This is a genomic window from Kouleothrix sp. 19917, from assembly GCF_057073505.1.
The window spans coordinates 7121171-7143263 of record NZ_CP097099.1 but is presented as its reverse complement, the minus strand read 5'-3'; the positions used below and the strand labels follow the sequence as shown (position 1 = coordinate 7143263).

Here is a 22093-nt window from a genome sequence, read left to right as displayed (position 1 = left end):
AGAAGGGGTGTATGAGTCCATCAGTGTTTTTCAAGCTCCTGGCTGCAGGTGGCCTCAGGCGTATTGCAGTGGCATTTGTGACTATCTTTGGCCTGATTTGGCTCTTCATCGAGCCAGCAGGTCTCTTTCTGCCGGAGCGCGTTAACTGGGGATGGCGAGGCTATGTTGGCCTGGTGTGCGTCTCACTCGTGTTTGCTGTAGCCAGAAATATTCCTCGCACATCTTTCTCGCGCTCTTTCAGCTCGCCCGACTATACCATTGAAATCAAGGTTGGCGATCTGTTTGACCAGCCAGAGCATCTTGTCATTGGTCTCAATGATGTTTTTGACACGGAGCTCGGCGAAATCATCAAGCAGTCAAGCGTGCAAGGACAATTCCTTGATCGTATCTATAGCGGCGACCGTGCGCGACTAGACGCTGAGATTGATAAGGCACTCCAACCGTTGAAGAACAAGACTCAGCAAGACCTCGACAAGCAGAGAGGTAAGCGCTGGCGGTATCCGATTGGAACAACCCTTGTATTAGGTGTTGAAGGGCGAAGATACTTTCTATCAGCGTACGGGCGTATGGGAAGTGACCTGCGCATACAGTCGACCGTTGACGATATATGGCTGTCCCTGACAACGTTATGGCAGCAGGTTCGGCTTCGAGGACACGGAAAGGGTGTCTCCATACCCATTATTGGCTCGGATCTCGCGCGAACAGGACTTTCAAGAATGGCGCTCGCCAAGCTCATCATGCTCTCGTTTGCGCTGGCAACGAAAGAGGGGTTTGTGGCAAATAGGCTTACCGTTATGATTCGTCCAGAAGATCTCAACAGCGTTGATGTAGTAGAGCTTCAGGACTTTCTGGATTCGACCTTATCGTAGCGTGACAATGTGGAGAAGCTCTCCACCATGTGAGCTGGAAGTCCTCCGTCGGGCTTTCACCCTAGGTCGAGGAGGAAACCTTGTCAGCCCACATGGTAGCGCATCTTTCACCGCTCCAGGGCGGCTGGTATAATACGCATGCGTCTATGTCAGTGCGGAGATACGCCGATGCCATCAGGAATCTCAGACACCAATCCAGCGGCTGAACAGGTGCAGCTCGCGCTCTTGCGTCAGGCGGGTATGGCGCGTCGTGTGGATCTTGCCGCCGAGCTGACCAGCTTCGCGATTGAAGGTGCCTATACCGCGCTGCGCCGTCGCCACCCTGAGGCAAGCGCGCTGGAGCTTGATCTGTTATTCGCCGAGCAGCAGTACGGCCTGGCGCTTGCCACCCGGCTACGTGCTGCGCTGATGTCAGGGGTGAGCGGCCATGGCAGTCTTTCTTGACGCCCTGACACCGGTTGTCGATGCCTTTGAGTCGCTTGGTGTGGTCTACTATATTGGCGGCTCGGTTGCGAGTATCGCGCATGGCGTCCCGCGCACCACGCTCGATGTTGATGTGATCGCTGAAATCCGCCCCAACCAGGTACAGCCGCTCATTGACCGCTTACAAGGCAGCTTCTATATTCAGGCGACTGATATTCAGGATGCAATCCAGCAGCGCAGCTCGTTCAACCTCGTGCATCTGGCAAGCATGATCAAGGTGGATGTGTTTCTTGCTCCCGATCGTCCCTTCGACCGCTCGAAGGCGCAGCGCGTCCAGCCAGGACAGATTACGGCGAGCAACCCCCGCTCCTTCCAGCTCACCTCTCCCGAAGACATCGTCCTGCAGAAGCTCGAATGGTATGCGATGGGTGGGCGCGTCTCTGAGCGGCAGTGGATTGACGCCCAGGGTGTGCTCAAAGTCCAGGGAAGCGCGCTCGACCTCGACTATCTGCGTCGCTGGGCTGCGGATCTGGGACTGGCTGATCTGCTCGAACAGGCACTCAAGGAAGCTGGTCTTATTCCCTGACAGTCTCCATATCACTGGCTACGGCGATGAAACCTCGACCTCATTGCTACCATCGCAGCCCGACAGTTTATCAGCGCCAGGTTATCCTAGACATCGCATTTGAGCAATCTAGGCGGCCTGGTTCTCACTGATCTGCTGCTCGATCTCATCTGGGTGGTCACAAACAGATCTGTTCCAGAGGCTACCATTATTCTCAGAGGGCACCCTGGCACCCATGGCGAAGCTGGGATAGAATAAGACGTAATCTTTCACTGACCGTGTCCAGCCCAAATCTGTGAACAGATGGGGTTCGACCATATGCAATAGCCAGAGCTATATCTATGAGCAGTGGTAGTGTTTCAAGTCCTATCTCCACTGGGGGAGGCGGAACATTTTTCGAGCAGCACGTGAACGCTCACTGGCTCGCCCTGTTGCTCGTAGGCGGCATCCCTCCCATCCTCCACGACTGCAGCGTAGTAGAAGTCCACCTGCAGACCGAACAGCTCGGCTGGCGCACCGACGACTTTTTGATCGTCGGCCGAAATGGCCGGGACGTTCGCCGCAAGTTGGTTGGCCAGGTGAAGCGGACGTTCACTGTGAGCGCGACCGATGAGGAGTGCAAGAAGGCGATTAGCGACTTCTGGGCAGACTTCAAGAATCCTCAGCAGTTTGGTTCTGATGTTGACCGCTTCGCCCTTGTTACCTTGCACGGGACAGATGTCTTACTTAAACACTTCTCCGGGCTGCTTGATTGCGCTCGCTTCGCCCATGATGATGCTGAGTTTGAGCGTCGGCTTGCCAAACGTGGGTTGATCAGCACGCAGGCAGTTCGCTACTGCGCCGAGCTACAGACTATTGTGAATGATGTTGAAGGCCAAGTTGTCTCACGCGCAAGTCTCTGGCCCTTCTTACGTGTGTTGCATGTGCTCAGCCTGGATCTTAACAGTTCAACGCGGCAGACAGAGGGGGTGATTAGGAGTCTGCTTGCACATACTGCTCGTGAGCAGGATGCACTTGGCGCCGCAGAGGCAACGTGGAACGCACTTCTCCGTGAAGTCGGCGAAGGCATGCCCGGGGCACGCTCATTCCGGTACGAAGATTTACCGGAGGTACTGCGCCACCATCACTCCGCCCTCGAGGGGGCCGAGCAGCGCATCATGCGAGCACTGCAAGATCACTCAACGCTCATCCTTGACGGCATTCGATCCACGATCGGTGATAATCTACATCTTGAGCGGAACCAGCTTGTGCTACAGGCGATGGAGCACCTTGAGGCGAGCCAGGTTGTTCTTATTACGGGTACCTCAGGCAGTGGAAAGTCGTCCATCGCAAAGGAGGTCATTACCCTCCTGGCTGAAGATCATTTTGCATTTAGCTTCCGGGCTGAAGAATTTGCGCAAGCTCACCTCGACCAAACGCTCTGGCAAGTCCAGATCCCTGCGAGCGCGGTCACGGTAGGTGCATTGCTCGCTGGGCAGAGCCGAAAGGTACTGCTCGTTGAGAGCGTGGAGCGGCTGCTCGAAGCTTCTACCCGCGAGGCCTTCACTGACTTGCTGTCATTGGTGGGGCGCGATCCTAGCTGGCGTCTCGTTCTAACCTGTCGTGAATACTCGGCAGACCTCGTCCGAGCGAGCTTCCTGCAAGCGGCACGTATCCAGCATGCTGTCATGTCAGTTCCGCCATTGAGTGATGATGAGTTATCAGCGGTGGAAATCGCTTACCCATTGCTCGCTCGCCCACTTGCCCATCCAACGCTCCGTCGTCTGCTGCGTATCCCCTATATTCTTGACAAGGCCATCCAGATCAATTGGGCAGAGGAGCGCTCTCTTCCGGAGAGTGCACGGGACTTAAGGGAGCTCTTCTGGCGTGACATCGTACGCGTGGCTCATCGCGTGGCTGGTGGCATGCCTCAACGTCGTGAGCATGGACTCACCGAGATTGCGCTTCGACGAGCTCGTGCGCTCAGCTTATATATTGCATGTAACGATCTCGATGCAGAGGTAGTTGCGAGCCTTCGGCACGACTCGCTTATTGCGGCGTCGCCCGGAAGTAATGCCCTGGTAGCGCCCGCCCATGATGTTCTTGAGGACTGGGCGATCCTACGCTGGGTAGATGATCAATACCAATTATACGAAGGTGCAATTCAACCATTCTCCACAGCACTCGGGACGTATCCAGCCATACGTCGAACCTATCGCGCCTGGGTAACTGAGCTTGTAGCACGTGATTCTGAGATGGCGGGACGCCTATTTCGAGATGTCATTCAGGCAGATGAGCTACCCGCTCACTTCCGCGACGACACGCTTGTCTCTCTTCTGCGCTCGCCATCCTCGCCGATGTTTCTTGAGCGCCATAGCGCTGCGCTTCTGGCACAGGATAAGCAGTTGCTCCATCGCGTTATTCACCTCCTACGTGTCGCCTGTGTGACCCTCCCTGATTGGGTAGCGAACATAGCTACCTCTGGCTCTCAGTTTAACGTGCCAGATGGCCCGGCGTGGGCTTCTCTTTTGGGTCTGATAGCGAGACAGCTTCACCTCTTCGTTGACAGAGAGCGCCTCCTACTTCTGGGTCTAATCGAGGACTGGGTACGAGGCGTCTCCTGGCAGACACCCTATCCGCCAGGCGCTGACTCTGTTGCGGCAATCGCATATTGGCTTCTTGCAGGCTTTACTGACTATCAGTCGGATGGTCTGCGGAATCGGACTCTCAAGGTCATCGCTAAAATCCCAAACGCTGATCGTGAGCGCTTCACAGCTCTATTTCAGGAAGGCCCTAATACCAACAGGCGCAACCGTGTACCGAGAGAGCTGCGGCAGATCATCTTCGATGGATTGGAAGGAATGCCGGTTGCGCGCGACATGCCAGAGCTTCTTATAACACTTGCGAAAGAGTACTTGCTCTGCTCAGAGGATGATCTTCGACGTGAGCGCGGCTTTGGTGGCAGCGTACTGGAGCGCGAGGAGCGCTTTGGCATGCGGCACGGCACCAACCACGACTTCTTTCCTCCCAGCGCATATCATGGCCCGTTTCTTCCACTGCTTCGCGATCACCTGCGCGAAGGGATTACACTCATCATTGACATAGTTAATCACAGCGCTGATTGGTATGCTCACCCACGAGTAGACCTTGGATCCATTGCTCCACCCTACGAGATCAGCCTGAGCTTCGCAGATGGAACGTCACGAAGGCAGTGGTGCAACGAGCGCCTGTGGTGTCTCTATCGTGGGACGTCTGTCGGCCCGCATGCGCTGCAGTCAATCCTGATGGCCCTGGAGCTGTGGCTGCTAAACTATGCGGAGGAGCAGCCTCGTGAGATAGACGCCCTTTGCCTGGACATTCTAAAGCGAAGTGACTCTGCGGCGCTTACAGCGGTTGTTACGAGCGTGGCAACCGCCTTCCCGCATGTATGCGGTGAGACTCTCTTAGTTTTGCTCCAATCTCCCGTGTGCATGCAGCTTGATCGATATCGGCTTGCTCATGAGTCCTCCGCCGGGCGGAGTCTCATACCCTTGCCGATCAGACACCGGCTTTACGAGGAGGAGCGGACGGCGTCACATGCACGGTCGCATCGGCGGAAGGATTTTGAAACAGCCATATTAACACTTCAGTTAGGGCCCCATGCGCCGCGAGTACACGCTATTCTCGATCAGCATCATGCGGCACTGCCTCCTGTAGAGGAGCAGACGGAAGCCCAGCGCATCTGGCGACTTGCCCTGGCTCGTATGGATCTGCGAAAGTACCGTGTTGCTGAAAATATACCTGAGGTCGCTGATCCTGGCTCAACAGATGACCCCCAGGAAGTCCCTCCGAACAGCAGACAGAGCTATGTGAGTCTTGAGCCCACCACGCCCGATCCTGACATACAGGAGATGATGGAGCGAAGCGCTGCTCATATGCGATCGTTGGAAACGGGACTCGGCCTGATGATGTGGGCGCATAAAGCCTTCGATAGAGATGCGGCTGCCGATCCTAGCCAATGGCGGCAACGGCTTACGCAGGCCCGCGAGCTCACAGAAACTACTTCGAGTACCGAGGAGAATAATCTAGGACGCGATGGTCCAGGGTTTGTCGCTGCCGTCTGCGTACGCGACCACTGGGAGGAGATGTCAGCCGAGGAGCAAGACTGGTGCATCCGTACTACCTGCTCGGAGGTAGAGCGAGATGCTGATCGCTGGAATCAAAATGCGCGTATCCAGCGGAACGGGATGTCCGCTGATCGGGCCTGTGCGTGGGTGCTGCCAATATTACTTGGAAAAAGCCTCGTTGATGGGCAGCGTGCTCACGTTCATCAGAGATTTGTCATGGCCCTGACCCATGCAATTACCGAGGTTCGCGGGTACACAGCACAGAGTGTTGGCAGGCACCTATGGTCATCCAATCGAGAGTTGACCCTTCGCTGCATCAATGCGCTGGCGGCAGAAGCGACACTGGCAACCTCTTTGATGGAGGAGGAAGATAGACGACCCTATGAAACTCGTCGGCAGCCCGATCTGGTTGAGGCAGAGGCGGCTCTCGCTGTGCGTCAGCAGCTCTCTATTGGTGCTATCGCAGCAGATGCTTACCAGGCCATGGATCCAACGACATGGTTTGGGATGGATGCAAATCAATTATGCCTTGCCATCCTGAGTCAGGCACCATCTGAAGAGCTCTCAATTATGGCATTCGAGCAACTTGGTCAGACATTCGTAGAGTGGTGGAATAGAGATGAGGATCGACGTGAGAGAGATTATGAGCAAGAAGCAACATTAGCTCAGCTTCTTGAATACTTCCTGTTACGCACATCCACTGCTGCGGCTACAAGAATCCTCCAGCCCATTCTCGAAGCTGTTGAACGCCACCCACAAGAAGTAAAGTCCATTATCGAAGGGCTTATCGTCGCTGAAGATCACGCGCACAATACCGTGCACTTCTGGGCACTTTGGGATCTGTTCGCAGCGCAGATACAACGTGCTCCTTGGCTCAGGACGATTGATAGCGAGCACGCAACGGGAGGGGAGATGGTATCAATCATCTTTCTTGGAACAAGCTGGAAGGAGAGTGCTCGCCACTGGCAAAGCCTGGAAGGATATGCTGAGCGCATTCACACATTATTTGAGGCCGTGCCGACTTCATCAACCGTTTTGGACTCGTATCTGCAGTTCCTCTATAGTATCGGCGAACAGTCACTTCCTCAAGCATTTAGCTATATCGCAAGGCGCATCAGGCAGGGGGATCCTCGGCAGATGATGAAAAAGTCGAGCACTGTCTTTCAGCTTGAGGTGCTGCTTCAACGATACGTCTATAGGCGACCACCGGAACTGAAGAGCCAGCCAGAGCTACGGCGGGATGTCCTCTACCTGCTTGACGAATTGGTGGAGCAAGGTTCGTCTGCGGCTTTCCGCATGCGCGATGACTTTGTAACGCCTGTCGTGGTAAGCTAAGCACTGAACTTGTTCTACACCCGCGTAAATCTCGTCAACTAGAAGTACAAGGAAACTTCATTGACAATATTCAGGAGCTGCTAAGAGGAAATTAGAGCCTGATGCGGAGATCTTTGCTCAGGATAGCAAGCGTGACACCGCGCTCTTGGCGTTGGCGGATAGTCTGAAAACCTTGCTTCTGATAAAACTGTTGGGCATGCGTAGTCTCGAGGATGATCTGATAGCAGCCGTGGGTGCGTGCGAGTTCAATGAAGTAGTGTAGCAGGGCTGTGCCATACCCCTGTCGCTGAAAGATCGAACTGATAGCCATGGCCGTGATGCAGAAGACGTGACCGCCGGGATGATGTGTATCTCGTGGGTGTTCATTCAGCACGGGCTCACGCTCAGATAGCCATTTCTCCGCACTGCCATAGCCAATCAACTGGCCACCGAGCTCGACAACCGCCATGCCTTCAGGAAATACGGTAAGCCGGGCTGCAATAACCTCAGCATCTTCTGCGGTGCCATAGGGCGAAAAGGCATCATTATCGAGGCGAACGATGCCTGGGAGATCAGCCGCCGTTGCCTGGCGAATTGCGAATTCATTATCCATACAGCTCTAGCTAGCAGTACATTTCATACGATATTACAGCGCGGCCTTCTTACGTGAGGTCGGTTGATTACGAGTTGCTTCCGTTGCAGCGAGCACCAGGTTTGTCAACGCTTGATTGATGCGATGGATCTGCTCATCATTGAGCGCGCGCTTGCTGTGCCAGAGCTCCTCAATACGATCCGGGAGTTCATTCAGCAGCCAGACAGGCGTCTGTGGTTCTTGAGCATGGAATAAAGGCTGACTCTGTTCGCCACCCTGCTGCTCGCCAGCCCAGATGACGATAGGTTGTACCCAAGTAACGGCGGCCTCAGTGCTTTGAAGGTATGCTTTGAGTCGTTCGGCGTTGCGGCGCGCCTGTTTTCCAGGATGCGTTGAGAGTTTATACCATCGCCCCTTGTGCTGCCTTTCCCATCGGTCGCCAATATTTCGGTGAACGCCGGTATAGCTCTTCACCTCACCGACCCAGACCCCGCTGAGCCCGACCAGCACGAGATCAATGTCTCCCCCCGCCTGGTTTGGTATAGTGATATTACGAAAAAGGGTCCATCGACTATCTAGCGCAGCCCGAAGCGCTTCAACCGCCTGCTCCTCGCCCTGCCGGCCGACGCGGAACTGCTCAAACTGACGACTATATCTCGCGACTAACCGATCAAGAAGCCAGAGAATAATAAGCGCAACATAGACTCCCACAGTAACCCAGGGATATGGATTACCGAACCACGTTGAGATGCTGCCCACAATGAGCGCGGCAGTCAATAGGAGAAATGCTACACCCGAGGATATGCCAGTCAGTAATACTGCAATTCGTTCTTGACGCTCGATATACCGACTTCCCGTCATCACGCGGAGCGGCCGTGGCGGCTCTTTCGGGTCAGCGCCAAGGAGATGCGTGAGCAAGATGGTACGCGCTGCGTCGCGTAAATGAGCGTCACGAGGACTCTGGATCTCTCGTTCGCTTGCCCAGATCAAATCTTTGAGCGTTTTCGTGCCAGCGTCGAGGAGTTCACCGATCGGGCGGTGAAGTCCGCTGAATGGCCAGATAACAGCTCGGGCTTGGGTGAGCGTCATGCCCGTTGTTAGTGCGATGCGCGCGGCCAGATCTTTCTGAGGAGGTGGCCTATCAGCACGGGTGTCAGCTTGCTGGTTCACTGAAACTAATGCGCGCTGCACTGCCTCATCCTCGGGTGCTAGCGCCAAGGCGAGTTGTGCCGCTGCGTGTGCTTCAGTGAGGTCTCGTTTCAGATTGGCTCTTATGAGCCAGAGGAGGGCGTAATCGTGCATCAAGAAGGCTCGCAGGAGATCGCGACTTTCTTGATATGCGCCTGATCGGCATAGCTCAGCTGCCTGTTTCGGAAGGTTCGGTAGACTATTAGGTTCTGTCATGGATCGTGCCTCGCTGTATCGCCTAGAATGCTATGGTAGATCGGTTTGATGCGAGCGCAGCAAGCAATTTAGGAGCGGTTTATGCGCACACAAGAGTTGCTAGCAATGTAGTTCGCATAACGTTACATTTTGTTTCCTCAGGTATTGATCGAGAAGTCCGCTGATCGTGTCCGACGTAGTGCGGCTACGCCGGCGGTGATCTCCTGCTGCGCCTCTTCGATGATTGCGAGCAACTGGTCTGGCGTCCGACGCTCGCGGGTGTCGGGTGCGTTCGGATTGACCGCCTTGAGATCGTAGACGGCGTTGAGGATAGCTTGCGCTTCATTCTCCGCGGCACGCGCCAGCTTCTGCTTCGACTTTTGCTCCTTGAGGTGTTCTTCAACCTGCCTCAAAATCGCGTCGCGCTCCTCAGTCGTGCCAACCTTCCGAATTTGCGCTTTGAGTCGAACAATAACCTTATCGATTGCGCTGGCCTCAGCGAGCAGCGAGCGTGCTTGCAGCTGATGGGGCTCTGCCCTCTGCTGGGCTTCCTGCTTGCGTGCAGCAAAGTCGATCGTCCAGCTCTGCCCGCTCTCACGCTCAGATTCATCGGGCGGCAGGGCGGCGCGGCGCAAGAAGTCCTCGAAATGGCTTAGCTTGAGAGGATTACCCTTGTTGATCTTGAGGCTCGAAAGATCGTAATACCAGATCCGTTCCGTCGGCTGGCCTTTGCGGAAGAAGACCAGATTTGTTTTGACGCCGGCGCCTGCATCAGTGAACACTCCACCCGGCAGGCTGACGATACAGAAGACTTCGAAGTCATCGCACAGCTTTTTTTTGGTGCCGACATAGCCGCCCTCGTTGGTACGGAACAGCACGCCCTCGTCGAGAACAATACCGCACACGCCTTCTTCGCGCAGCGAGTCGAAAATGTGCTGGAGGAACAACACTTGGGTGGCATTGGTCTTATGAGTAAATCGTGCCTGCGCAGCTTTGCTCTCTTTGCCACCAAACGGCGGATTGGTGAGCACGACATCATACTGTGTCGGTGCATCCTCGAACAAGCGCGTATAGGTCGCGTCGTTGGTGAGCGTGTTGCCGTGCCAGATGTGCGGAACGTCGATGCCATGCAGAACCATGTTTGCCAGCGCGATCGGGTAGATCAGCGCATCTTTCTCGCGCCCGTAGAACGTCTCTTGTTTTAGTTGGCGGATCTGCTGAGCGCTTAGCCCTGAAGTGGCGTGCATATGCGTGAACGCTTCGACCAGGAATCCGCCAGTTCCACATCCGGGATCGTAAACTGTCTGCCCGGGCCGCGGGTCGATCACGCGCACCATCGCGCGGATGACTTCGCGCGGCGTGAAGAACTGCCCACCATCGTTGTTCTTCTGGCCCATGCTCAACAGCATGCCCTCATAGATCTGCGAGAGCGGAAAGATATGGGTGGTATCAATTCGCTCCTCGCTGAGTTGATGGACGCGGTCAAGGACTTCCAGCAAGTTGTACTCAGTGTCGATGTAGGTGCGTGGAGTATTGGCGAAGATCTGGCTCAGGACATGCTGGCGCGAGCCATGCATTGCGCTCTTCTCGAAGCGCCGGATGGTTGGAATGAGGTCGCCATTGACAAAATCCATTACCGCGCCGATCGCGCTTTCCTGAAGCTGCTTGCGCTTCCAGCCCTGCTCGCGGCCTGTTGCATCCGTTACTTTGGAATCGTAGGGCGCGGCCCAATCGAACCAGCGGTAGGGCGCGTCGAGCGTTGGGCTATAGCGCAGCCCAAGCGCTTTGGCCTCCTCGGCTTCCCGCTGCTCACGCTCATCAAGGATGCGCAGGAAGATCATCCAGGTCATCTCAGGGACATATTGAAGCGCACCGGCGCGGCCTGAGCGACGCATGATGTCGGCAATGCCTTTGACGTAGGCATTCATCGCGGCGACGCCGCCGATCGTGCGGCCATTGCCATTCGCTTTCGCGCCACGTTTCTTACTTTGTTGTGTGGTCATGAGCCCCTCGCCGCTGACGTGGCGGCCTGCTTTATATTATCCGAAGACTTCCCGTAGTAGCTCTTCTGGTAGCGCCTCGATCGCCATACGCTGACGCTCGAATTGCTGCTGGAGCTGTGTTATTTGTCGAGTCTCTACATCAAGACGCGTAACAAGCGTCTGCTGATATTCTAGCGGTGGTAGCGCAATAGTGACGGCGGCCACCTCTTCAATTCGTATACGTGGTAATTGCCCAGGGGTAGTGCTGATTGGTGCTCGTTCCAGGTAAAGCGGGCTTCGCATAAACGCAGCAACATACTGGGTGTCAGCCCGTTCTGGATCGACCGAATACACATATTGATCAACGGAGCATAATCCATCAAAATCTGCAACCCAAACTTTGTTTAGGTAGGGCCGTAGGTATCCATAGACAATATCGCCGCGAAAGAATTGTGGTTTGCGCCCGGTCAGCTGTGACATCTCGACATTCACACTTCCGATGCGCCGTCCGGTGTGCGATTCAATATGCTCTAATCCAACGAATGTCGCAGAACCAGAAGGATTATTATGAGGATGAATAACCTCTTTCCGTAATCGTAGAATATCGCCAAGCAGTACGTGTTCCCACCCTCGAGCCTCTTCACTTTCTAAGATGTCACGGAGGTAGGCGCCGGGCAGTGCCGCAACTGCTTCCCGCTGTCGTTCGGCTGCTACTCGTAGCCGCTCAATCTCGGCCATATTGCGTTCTAGTTGGCGAACGATGGCGCGCTGCTCGGGAAGTGACGGGAGCGCAATTGGGATGCGCCGAATCGTTTCTTGCGAGATATTTTTCATCGAATCGCTGGTACCGGTGGCATGCTCCTCGATATACGCGCGTGCCTGCCGTGTACGGAGCGCGATCTGGAGGAACGGCTTTACGACAATTGCATCGTCTACCACAAGCCGTAGCGTTTTGTCGCTCAGCATGAGATGGGAACGTGTGTCCTGGACTAGAACCGATGCACCGACGAGAGCAGTCGTATTCGCTCGTGACATCAAGAGATCACCTGACCGTACTTCGTACTCAGGTGGAGGCAAGAACGTAGATGGTACCACTTTATTCTCGTCCGGTTTAAATATTCCCCAACTGACTGCACTTACCTTCAGAACGCCCCATTCATCACACGTTGCGGGCCGCTCTTCGCATTTCAGGCTTTTCCCAGCCTCTATGTCTATCAGTAATTCTCCAAGCGTTGTGAGCGACCAGCCAGTTGGAATTCGGGTATTCACTGTTTGATTGTGCATGGTTAATCTATGATATTGATATTAGGACTTAATCTCTACCCTGTACGAGCACAATTCATCCTTACGTTTGAAAGCCCGCGCTGAGTAGTTTGAACCTTCGTATCCATACAGGGGCTGTCTGATGCCAAAACACGGATTATACCCGATTGTGATGGCGGCTTCACGCCAGAAAGAGCCGTCGCTTTGTCTCGGTCAGCAGCTCAGCTGGCTGCTGTGCCAGCCCGCGTAGCGCCACAACACCGCCGGCCGCGCGAACCGGAGCCGTACGCCAGACCTGCTGGTTCTCCAATTCCTCAATTCCACCCTGCGCAAACTGCTCGACCAGGGCGATTAGCACCTGCGCCGCGCGCTGCCCGCTGGCCTGGAGCCACGGCTGCTGCTTGAGCCGAAAGTCGAACGCTCGCTCCAGCCGGCGCTTGGGGGCAGCATGGTAGACTGCATCAGCCAGTACGTCGTACAGATCGTAGTCCTGCTGGTTCTTGAGCACCTGCAATACCCGCGCACCATTGGCACGCCGAGGCAGCGCGTCGAGCAACGCACGCCGCTCGCCAGGGTCAATCCACTTGCGGCGCAGCTCGTCGAGTGTGGACGCTAACGGCAACATCCGCTGTGCCAGCTCCTGCTCATACTCCTCGATGCTGACCGCTGTTTCTTTGCCTCCGCGCTCGATCATGATGTAGTGGCCGACTTCGTCCACCGTTACTTCAAACCCTTCGACTTGCACCACCCGCCGACGCGCGGCGCGTGGCTCGTCGCCGAACGGTTCCGGCGCTTCATTGACGGCAGTGAGCCGGCGAGCACGGCTGATGAAGTCTTCGCCAAGCAGCCGCGATGCGTCGGTATAATCGTAGATGCGGAAGGTTAGCTTACCCTCGGCGATGCGCGTGCCACGACCGAGCATCTGGTAGAACCGGATTGGCGAACCGATGTAGTTGAAGAAGGCAATGTTCTCCAGCCACGGTACATCGATGCCGGTCGACAGAAGATCAACCGTAGTGGCAATATAGTGTGATCGGCTGGCGCCCTTCAGCTCCTTGAGCAAGTCGTCTGGGTCATGTGCCTTGCTGGTGAGCTTGAAAGCGTAGTCTTCACGGCGGGTGATGCCCTGCGCGGCACACCAACGTGCGTACAGATTGTTCAGTTCGATTGCAACGTCATCGGCGTGCGTATCACGCACGCAGAACACAATTGCCTTCTGGTGCGGATCACCGCGCGCTACGAGCTGCGCGAACAGATCGGCGGCCATTGCCTTGACGAGATCGGGCAAAATTAATATGCGGTTGTAATCACGCGAGCTGTACAGCTCATCCAGATCATCAAGCGTAAGCAGCTCCCCTGTAATTGGGTCAGTTGGATTCCGTGCCGCAAGATCCTCGCGCGTCAAGCCACCAAGCCGATCCAGACTGGAAATGCGCTTTACGATTTCGGCCGCTGCGAGATAGCCGTCAGCCTGCGCCTGTGCAATGGTGTACTCATAGACTGGATCGCCAAAGTAGGTGAGGTTATTAGCGGTAATCTCCTCGTCCTCGGCACGTTCAGCCGCATCACCGCCGACTAGGATGCGCGGCGTAGCGGTCAGGCCAATTTGCACGGCACTACTGTTGCGCGTCAGCACGATTGACCACTGGCCCCAAGCTGAACGATGGCACTCGTCGATCACCACAATATCAAAGAAGTTCTCCGGATAGTGCTCCAGAAAGAACTTGCCGTCGTGGCGCGCCTCACCCTCCTCGCCGGGGTCGCCACCGACGTTGAGTGTCTGGAACGTCGCGACCAAGATGCGCGCGTTCTTCTGCGGCTTCTTGCCGCTCACAATCTGCGCGTCGTCACCAAAGAATCGGCTGAGAGTTGCGTGGGCTTGGTCGGCCAGGCTGGTGCGATCGCAGACGAATAGCACCTTACGGAGTTGCTTGGCATCGGCCAGCTTTCGGAGCAGGTGAACGGCAGTTAGTGTCTTGCCGGTGCCGGTCGCCATCGATATAAGAATACGTCGTCGACCACGGGCGATCTGCTCCAGAGCGGCGCGAATCGCCGCGTCCTGATAATACCGCCGCGCCGATTGACCTCCACGGTACGCGGCCAGCAGCGGAAGCGCATCCACGCTGTCGAGGTGAATGCCACTCTGTTCTTCATATTTTTGGCGCAGCTCAGAAGGGGAAGGAAAATGTGATAGCGAAAGATCAAGTGTGATGCCTGTGAAATCGTTGTAGAAGCTGACCTTGTACCCATTCGAGGCGAAAACAAACGGCACATGCAGCTGCTTGGCATAGTCTTTAGCTTGCTGGAGGCCGAGCTTATAAGGTTTATCGGCGCCTTTGGCCTCGACAATGCCGATTGGAAGCGGGATCGAGCCATCGCGGATGGGCAGGCAAAGCAGGTAATCAACCCGCTCAGTGTCGTGCTTTCCACGCCCGCCACTTCCGACAACAATTGCGCCTGGGCTACGCTCACGCTGGAGGTGATCCTCAGTCCATCCCGCATCGTAGAGAGCAGGGTTGATGAGCTTCTCGCGTGTGTCGGTCTCGGTATAGGGGGTTCCATCAGGATAGCTAGCTGGCATACGCACCCCAAGATGATCGTTCAGGCATCGACAGTTATGGCCGCTTTTTAAAAGTATAACATGCTAACCTCAGAATATAGATGGGCGGATCGGCGACTTTACTGCCAAAGATATGTTTGTCTCTCCATGCTATACTCAGTCCAGGCAGATCGCAGTATGCACACGTTCGCTATTAGTAACAAGCAGGTTTCTATAGCCCGTCATATCTTGGCGATCATGGCCTAACTGTGTTGTAAAGTTTCTATTGTAGTGTCATGTTAACGCTATGAGCAATCAACGATTTCTCCTCGACACTGTCCCAAATCGGTTCGTCGAGGTTGATGCGGCACGGCTGTTACTCATTTTGGTTCGCTTTGCCCGCCAGCCAGATACGACCATCGAAACTCTCAAGTGCCGACCGATTCACGAGATTGTTAGCTACTTCACACCCGAATACTATCTCCAAAAGCTGGACTTTCTGCTTCGCTATCCTGGCTACTTCGTCTATGAGTTGACCGAGCTCTATCGTCTTGGCCGTATCGGCGTTGTCGACCGATACGAGATTACCTCAATAATACGGTCGATTCTCATGAATAACGAGCCAGAGCTTTTAACAACCCAGTACCGCAAATTCTGGCGGGGTGCCTATGAGCGCTTGGATGATGTGGAGGCATGGTGGTATGGCCGGCGGTTGATCTATACAGGTCTTGAACCAAGGAAGGGCGCTCGTCCACAGAAGTATTACTTTGTCTCAGCATTGGCGTTGAGCGAGGCTGAGCGCCTAGTCGCCGCCGTTGCCCATGGACGTTGGTATGCCGATCGAATTGAGCTGATATATCGCTTTTTCGGTAGCCTGACCCCCGCAGAGATTATGTCCCTTCAATATAGCCATCCCGAGTATCGTCAGGCGCAGATCGAAGGCCTTATCCCCGACCTGTCCTTCTCAGAGATCGCCGCGCACTTTACCGCCGTTTTTGGCGAGCCGTTGGAGTTTACTGATGAGTAATGCTATGCCTTACAGCGATGATATGGCTGAGAACGCTACGGATCAGTTTAACGTGGATGCGCTCGTATCTGATGTTTATGCTAGTTTTCGCCCAGCGTCCCGTGAGCGTATAGCACGCGAGGAGATCGCGAAGGTAGTTGCCGAACTTGATCTTTCAGATCAAGCGCTGAGTAATCGAGCGCCACGACTCTGTATTCGAAGATTGCACTTCACAGGTGAGAAGCGACTTCGTGATGGGACAATTAGCCCAATCAATTACGACCAATCCTTTGAGTCTGGTGTGAATGTCATTCTCATTCCGGATAATCAGGTTGGGAAATCATCCATCATGAAAACTATCAAATTTGCCCTGACTGGGGATAACAGTGATTACGACCCCGATGTGCGCAAGTGGATTACAGCAATTCAGCTAGTCTTTGCTCTTGGCCAGCGCGTATATACGATCCTGCTTGAGATTAACGATGACGAACTACAGGCGGTTCTTGTTCCCGGCGAAGAATTACGTCCACTGTCGGAAGTTGTTGAAGCTGTTTCCTTTAATTTCCATGCTACAGGCGCTGAGCAAGTAAAGGTCGCCTTGAAGGACTTCTTCTTTCAGAATCTAGGCCTGACGGCGCTATCCTGGAACCAGAAAGACGTAGGTGGCGGAGAGCTAGCCGAGCGTAGCACGACTTGGCTTACTTACTTTCAAGCCCTCCTCTTTGCGGACGGTGGACACCAATATTTGATCTGTGATGCGCAGCATGCCACTGGTAATCAGGATGGGTTAATCTTGTCGACTTTCCTGAATCTCAGCCTGGCTGAACCACTCAATCGTTTAGGCCTCGAACTCTCGCGTACGAAGCGAACGGCACAGCAAGAGCGCACTCTCTCGGATCAAGAACAGAAAACACTAAACGATCAAATCGCAGAATTGGAGAAAAGAATTCAGACTGCGCGCGAAACAATTATGGCAATTGCGCAGTCGCAACGTATACGTCGTACCTCATTTGACGGCTCGGCTCCTGTTCAGCTGCTTATACAAGCTCAGCAAGAGCTGGCAGCAATAACAGTCGAACGCGCCCGATTAGAACAAGAGCGGGACGCGCTAACCGGGCAGATCAAGGCTGTGCGTGGTGCGGCAAGGCGTTACCGAGAACAAGCCGCACTTGCACTCCATTTCACAGGATTGACAGTAAGTCTATGCCCAAATTGCGATACGCCGGTCAGTACCGAAGCTGTCACACGAGAACAATCGACGCATGAATGTCGTCTATGCGGGACGCCAGCAAATTCAGCCGGAGCAGATGAAATTGCAGTACTTGAGGCAGAAGCTGGCCAGGCCGAGCAGGAGGCGCAGTACCTGGAGCGGGGGCGGAAAAATATAGGAGATAGGCTGGCGGAGCTGCGTCGTAAGATTGAAGCATCCGAGGCTCAGATTCCTATTTTAAAAGGGGCCGTCGATAGTGGTATAGATCAGGCGTTTCCAACAGAAGAAGAAAACGCTGAGCGCGATCAGCAGTTCACTGAGATTGGCCGTTGCCAAGGGGAAATCTCAATACTTAAAGCGCAACTTTCCTTGCGACAGCCAGATATTGAGGTGATGGATAACCGCGCTCGTATCCTTGAGAAGGTTCGAGAAGCAATTAAAAATGAAGCCGCTCGGCGTAATGCGATACGTATGAACCGCCTAAGTGCGCTCACACAGGAGCTCGCCAGGCAGATCGGAACTGAAAGCATCTCAGATCTCTCATGCACGCCGCTAGGAAAAGTGCAGATGCGCAAGCATGGTGAGCTTGTCAGTTTCACAGGAATTCGCAACGAAGGTGAGCGGCTGCGCATAAAGTTGGCATTTTTCACAGCAATGATGCGTCTCGGACGCGATCCCGGACTTGGCCGCCATCCTGGCTTCCTCCTAATCGACCAGCCAGGTTCGGGAGAAATGGTGCCTGATGATTTTCGACAGCTGGCAGCGATATTTCGTCAAATAGATGCTGAACATGCAGATGAAATGCAGATCATTTGCTTCACCGCACGGCCGGAATTTTCGGCTGCAACAGCTTCCGCCAAAGTTTACACTGCCAAGGTACCACCATATGCGTTCTAGAGTACAGCGCACACTATAGGGCTGTAATTTATGAAACATATGTGCTAGAATATAGCAATCGGATTTCCCTTCGCATCTCTTTTTATGGATCATAAAGCTGGATAGGGGCCGCGTCTGACCTATGAAGCCGGGGCTAAACAGTATGCAACGTGATGCTCCGCCTGTATGGGAAGCAGTGGAGTCCTATCTTCGTGCAATCGAGCCAGGTACCGATGTTGACGATTACCTCGACGAGCTAGCCGAGCACATCTTCTTTGCACCGCAAACACATCAAGCTTCAGAGGTGTGTATTCTTGCACTCGATCGCGCGCAGAGCATCTTAACCCGACGCAGTATGGCGCTTGCTCTTGCTCTGTGTGCTGGTTCGGATAGCAGGCAAGCTGTTGATGCACTCATTGATGCCTATCGACAGTACAATGAAGATCCATACCTTGCCACCTCCATACTTGAGGCCCTTGGAATTCTTGCGCTGCGTAATCCTCTGGCGCGAGTAGAAACAACCGCGAAACTGTTGCGCCTCGAACTTACCGACTCGCGTTATCTCCTTATCAAAGCAGCAAAGATCATTGGATGGCTGGATAATGCGCAACCAGACACTGCGCTGCGCGATAAGCTCCACCAGCTCTGTGCAGCGACAGATCTGCCTGTACAGTCGGAGGCATACTATCAGCTTGGGCTGATTACGCTTGGTGAGGCATTTCTTGCCTCTGATCATGCCGAGCTACATCAGCGGCTAGGTGCAGCACAGGCGGCGTTCGTACAATCTGAGATGACAGAAGAGTTGCGGGACGATGCGACTCTCTTTCATATACTCATTACTGTTGTCACGACGATTCACGCGCTCACAAACGAGTCATCACAGATGGTTCAGCGTGTAGGGCGGGACATAGAGCAACTTCAGATTAAGCTGCAGCAAATTAATAGTCGTATATGGACAGACTATCGTTCTCCCGATACAGACCTCATGGCTCTTCGCGTCATTGCTGTCATCGATGCCTTGAAACGTAGTGTGCTCTCAGCGAATACTGCAGAGGATTGGACAAACTTTGATGCTGTGCTGATTGAACTCGCGACCCTGCATGCACTTGTTCGATCACAGACAAGAGTCGCAGAAACATCATCGCGGATCGGCGCGGCCATTAGCGCAATTGCCGATCGTGTTATCGCACCACACCTTGGACCTGTTATGCTCCATGCTGTCGGACGGCGGCGTCTCAGCCTTGTTGTTGAACGCTATCGTTCAGATCCGACTCATAATCCTGATATAGCCGTCAGTCTCCTGGCGCTTGAGCAGGTAGCCATTCTCAGTGAAGCAGCATCGCCTACCGATGTGCTGCATGATCGTTTATCTCAGCTTGATCAACTCACGAAACAATTGAACGCATCTGCTGAGGAGGTACTGCTAAATTTTCTCGACGCGGTCGACGGCAATAGCGTCGACCGCTTTATCGATCAATTAGGCATAGCTCCAGCACCACTTCCTATTGATCGGCCTGATCTGTACGGAGCCGACCCTACAATCGATCTCGCTGTGAGAAGTCTGCTGCACAAATTGCGTGCCAAATTAGATTCCTATCCACTTCAGCAGTGGCATCGTTTGGTAGAAACAATCGAAGCGCTAACCAGCTTTGTCCTGTTGGTGCGCGATACGATGCCAGACTATACCCTATGTGTAGAAGATAAAGGTAAGGGCCAGAGTGCTTCGGAAAGAGATCTGCAGGATCATCTCTTCGAGGCCCTACGACTGAAATTTAACCGAAGTGCCAGCTACGAGCATGCGCGGCTCGGCGGTGGCCGGTCAGATAACGGGCTTCGGTTTGCAGAATGTTTCTTCCCAATAGAGGTTAAGCACGAGTTTCGCTCAATCGAACCGAGTACTATACATGAACACTATCTCACCCAACCGGATATCTATGCGGCGGCTACCGATCGAGTTGCATTTCTGATAATATTGGATCTGCGTGATATCAACGCCGCAGGTCATGTAGATCGCGCCAAGGAGCGCAAACGGCGCAGGACAGCAGCAAGTCATCCATCGCTCTATAGCTTGGAAGATGGCTTCTGGGTGGACACTTTAACACGCGATCCTCAACTGCCGCATATGAAACCCAAAGCCGTCGTTGTTGGCCTTGTACCGGGCAATCGGCCGCGGCCGTCCAGCACAACGACGTACAGTGAGCGACCTGCCTCAGCTCGCAGAAAACGCTCCTCATAGTCAATAGTCCGCGCTTGCTGTCATGTATATTTCATCGTGTTGTGTAATATTGGCAGAATAACGCAGTTTTGCCCTATAACGCGTATTATATTTAAAACTTGCAAATCCTCTGTCGAGTGCGGCGCTCTAGGAAGCTCGTACGAGCGATTGCAAAATCCGGAATTATAGGGCAAAATCGTATGGCTAGACTTTCGTGCTGCGTGGAGCTGCCATGACAACACTCTCCGATAGTCTCGATCTGTTTATCGCTGATCTAGAGCAACGCCGGTTCCGCCCCAACACATGCATTGCCTACTGCTCCGATCTGAAACTGGCGGCCCGCCACCTGCCAGGCCCGCTTGATCAGATCAGCCTTGAGCAGATTGAGGTATTTTTGGGAGTTGGTGACGCGTTGCCCGCAACGATCGCCCGAAGGGCAGCGAGTCTGAAACGCTTCTTCGGATGGGCGAAGAAGCAGGGTCTGTGTGCGGCCAACCCGATGAACGATCGTGAGCCAGTTCGCAGAGCCACCCGGCGGCTGCCGCGCCCAGTTGAACGCCGGAGCGACCTTGCGACCATTGATGCGGCGATAGCCGCAGCACCGAAGCCATACCGCTTGATATTCACGCTGTTGCGCGAGACGGGGATGCGGATCGGTGAGGTACTGGCGCTCAACCTCGACGATGTGCTGCTTGAGCCAGGGCGCGAGGGGCTGCGCATCCGCGAGCCGAAGAACGGCAGCGAGCGCATTGCGCCGCTGGGCGCAAACGCGACGCCAAAGAGCCTGCGTGGACTGCGCGCGTGGCTGAAAGAACTCGCGGGCCAGCCAGGCTATAGTCCGTTGTTTCGCTCCAACCGTGGGACGCGCGTCGCGTATGCATCCGCGCACTACCAATGGGCGCAGCTCTGCGTGCGGGCTGGGCTGGCCGACCAAGTTGATGGCACACTACATCCCCGTTACACGATCCACCAGCTTCGGCATACGCGGGGCACTGAGCTGGTGCGGCAGGGGCAGCGGATGGAAATTGTACAGCGCGTGTTGGGACATCGCGATATTCGCTCGACCCAGGGCTATGCCGAGCTGGATCATCAGCAGGTGCGTGAGGCGCTAGAGCGAGGTTCGAGGAAGTAGTGCTGATCGTATCAGCCGTACTAGGCGGCTGATACCAGTGGTCGGTCGTCGAGCGGCGCGGGGTGAGACAGATATGCGTCCCGTCAACGGCCCAACCACAGCTATGGCACAGGCACAGCAATGGTTGGGCGACAAGCGGTAGTGTGAGAATATATGCGAAATAATCGCCTGGTGTGAGACGCCACAATGCCTGGTGGTAGGTGTCAAGATTGGCAAGCTCAACCCCGAATTCAACGCAATCGCGTGGAAGGGGGTCGAAATGCTGGAGCAGCGCGATAAAGCGATCCTCAGTGTCGATACAATTGTGCTGCGTTACCCAGGCATGCACATCTGGGTTGCCACAAAGCATACAGCCGGCAGGTACACCACTGATGTCTCCAATCAATAACGCGCGGGTCCATTCACCACTAACCCAACACACAAGATAGTCTTGGAGGTGACCGCGATAGAATGCTAGCTCGAGTGGATTGTTTGCGAGACGGATCTGCTGATCCCTACGCGCTCGCTGGAAGATTTCCTGTCGGCGTATATCCTCTCGATTCTGCCAGACTTGACTCGCGTTCTCCCACACTTGCCGGCGGCACGCGCGGCAATAGATCGGTTGCCCGTGGCCGCTAATTTCCGGGGATCGTGTATAAC

At 54.6% G+C, this 22093-nt stretch carries 13 protein-coding genes; 8 read left to right on the top strand and 5 right to left on the bottom strand.

What is annotated here, in order from left to right; all coding sequences use genetic code 11:
- The first annotated feature begins 11 nt into the window (after positions 1-11).
- The 4 genes from M1P90_RS28855 (at position 12) to M1P90_RS28840 (ending at position 7277) form a co-directional block, all read left to right on the top strand.
- Positions 12-869, top strand: a complete 858-nt coding sequence (locus M1P90_RS28855; protein ID WP_483699156.1) for a macro domain-containing protein — start codon at positions 12-14, stop codon at positions 867-869.
- A gap of 168 nt (positions 870-1037) precedes the next feature.
- Positions 1038-1313 carry a hypothetical protein gene (locus M1P90_RS28850; RefSeq protein ID WP_483699155.1) on the top strand — a complete coding sequence of 92 codons (276 nt, stop codon included), beginning with the start codon at positions 1038-1040 and terminating at the stop codon, positions 1311-1313.
- Complete coding sequence (locus tag M1P90_RS28845) at positions 1297-1878, top strand: hypothetical protein (protein WP_483699154.1); 582 nt, start codon at positions 1297-1299, stop codon at positions 1876-1878. Before M1P90_RS28850 ends, M1P90_RS28845 begins: the two co-directional genes overlap by 17 nt.
- A 320-nt stretch (positions 1879-2198) precedes the next feature.
- Positions 2199-7277 (top strand): ATP-binding protein, encoded by a 5079-nt coding sequence (locus tag M1P90_RS28840; protein WP_483699153.1) that lies wholly within the window; start codon positions 2199-2201, stop codon positions 7275-7277.
- A 91-nt stretch (positions 7278-7368) separates the two neighbouring features.
- Here M1P90_RS28840 and M1P90_RS28835 read toward each other — a convergent pair whose 3' ends face one another.
- The 5 genes from M1P90_RS28835 to M1P90_RS28815 form a co-directional block, all read right to left on the bottom strand.
- Positions 7369-7869, bottom strand: a complete 501-nt coding sequence (locus tag M1P90_RS28835; RefSeq protein ID WP_483699152.1) for a GNAT family N-acetyltransferase — start codon at positions 7867-7869, stop codon at positions 7369-7371.
- Between the two features lie 33 nt (positions 7870-7902).
- The gene (locus tag M1P90_RS28830) at positions 7903-9150 is read right to left on the bottom strand and encodes a nuclease-related domain-containing protein (protein ID WP_483699151.1); all 1248 of its coding nucleotides are present in this window, start codon (positions 9148-9150) and stop codon (positions 7903-7905) included.
- Between the two features lie 239 nt (positions 9151-9389).
- On the bottom strand, positions 9390-11234 hold the full coding sequence (locus tag M1P90_RS28825; protein ID WP_483699150.1) for a class I SAM-dependent DNA methyltransferase: 1845 nt from the start codon (positions 11232-11234) through the stop codon (positions 9390-9392).
- A 36-nt stretch (positions 11235-11270) separates the two neighbouring features.
- The gene (locus tag M1P90_RS28820; RefSeq protein WP_483699149.1) at positions 11271-12497 is read right to left on the bottom strand and encodes a restriction endonuclease subunit S; all 1227 of its coding nucleotides are present in this window, start codon (positions 12495-12497) and stop codon (positions 11271-11273) included.
- Between the two features lie 160 nt (positions 12498-12657).
- On the bottom strand, positions 12658-15057 hold the full coding sequence (locus tag M1P90_RS28815) for a DEAD/DEAH box helicase family protein (RefSeq protein ID WP_483699148.1): 2400 nt from the start codon (positions 15055-15057) through the stop codon (positions 12658-12660).
- 265 nt (positions 15058-15322) lie between these two features.
- Here M1P90_RS28815 and M1P90_RS28810 point away from each other — a divergent pair, with 265 nt between their 5' ends.
- From M1P90_RS28810 to M1P90_RS28795, 4 genes are all read left to right on the top strand, one after another.
- Positions 15323-16042 (top strand): hypothetical protein, encoded by a 720-nt coding sequence (locus tag M1P90_RS28810; RefSeq protein WP_483699147.1) that lies wholly within the window; start codon positions 15323-15325, stop codon positions 16040-16042.
- A 4-nt stretch (positions 16043-16046) separates the two neighbouring features.
- Complete coding sequence (locus M1P90_RS28805) at positions 16047-18128, top strand: hypothetical protein (protein WP_483699146.1); 2082 nt, start codon at positions 16047-16049, stop codon at positions 18126-18128.
- Positions 18129-18270: 142 nt separating this feature from the next.
- Positions 18271-20343 carry a hypothetical protein gene (locus M1P90_RS28800; RefSeq protein WP_483699145.1) on the top strand — a complete coding sequence of 691 codons (2073 nt, stop codon included), beginning with the start codon at positions 18271-18273 and terminating at the stop codon, positions 20341-20343.
- A gap of 211 nt (positions 20344-20554) precedes the next feature.
- Complete coding sequence (locus M1P90_RS28795; protein WP_483699144.1) at positions 20555-21454, top strand: tyrosine-type recombinase/integrase; 900 nt, start codon at positions 20555-20557, stop codon at positions 21452-21454.
- The last annotated feature ends 639 nt before the right edge of the window (positions 21455-22093 follow it).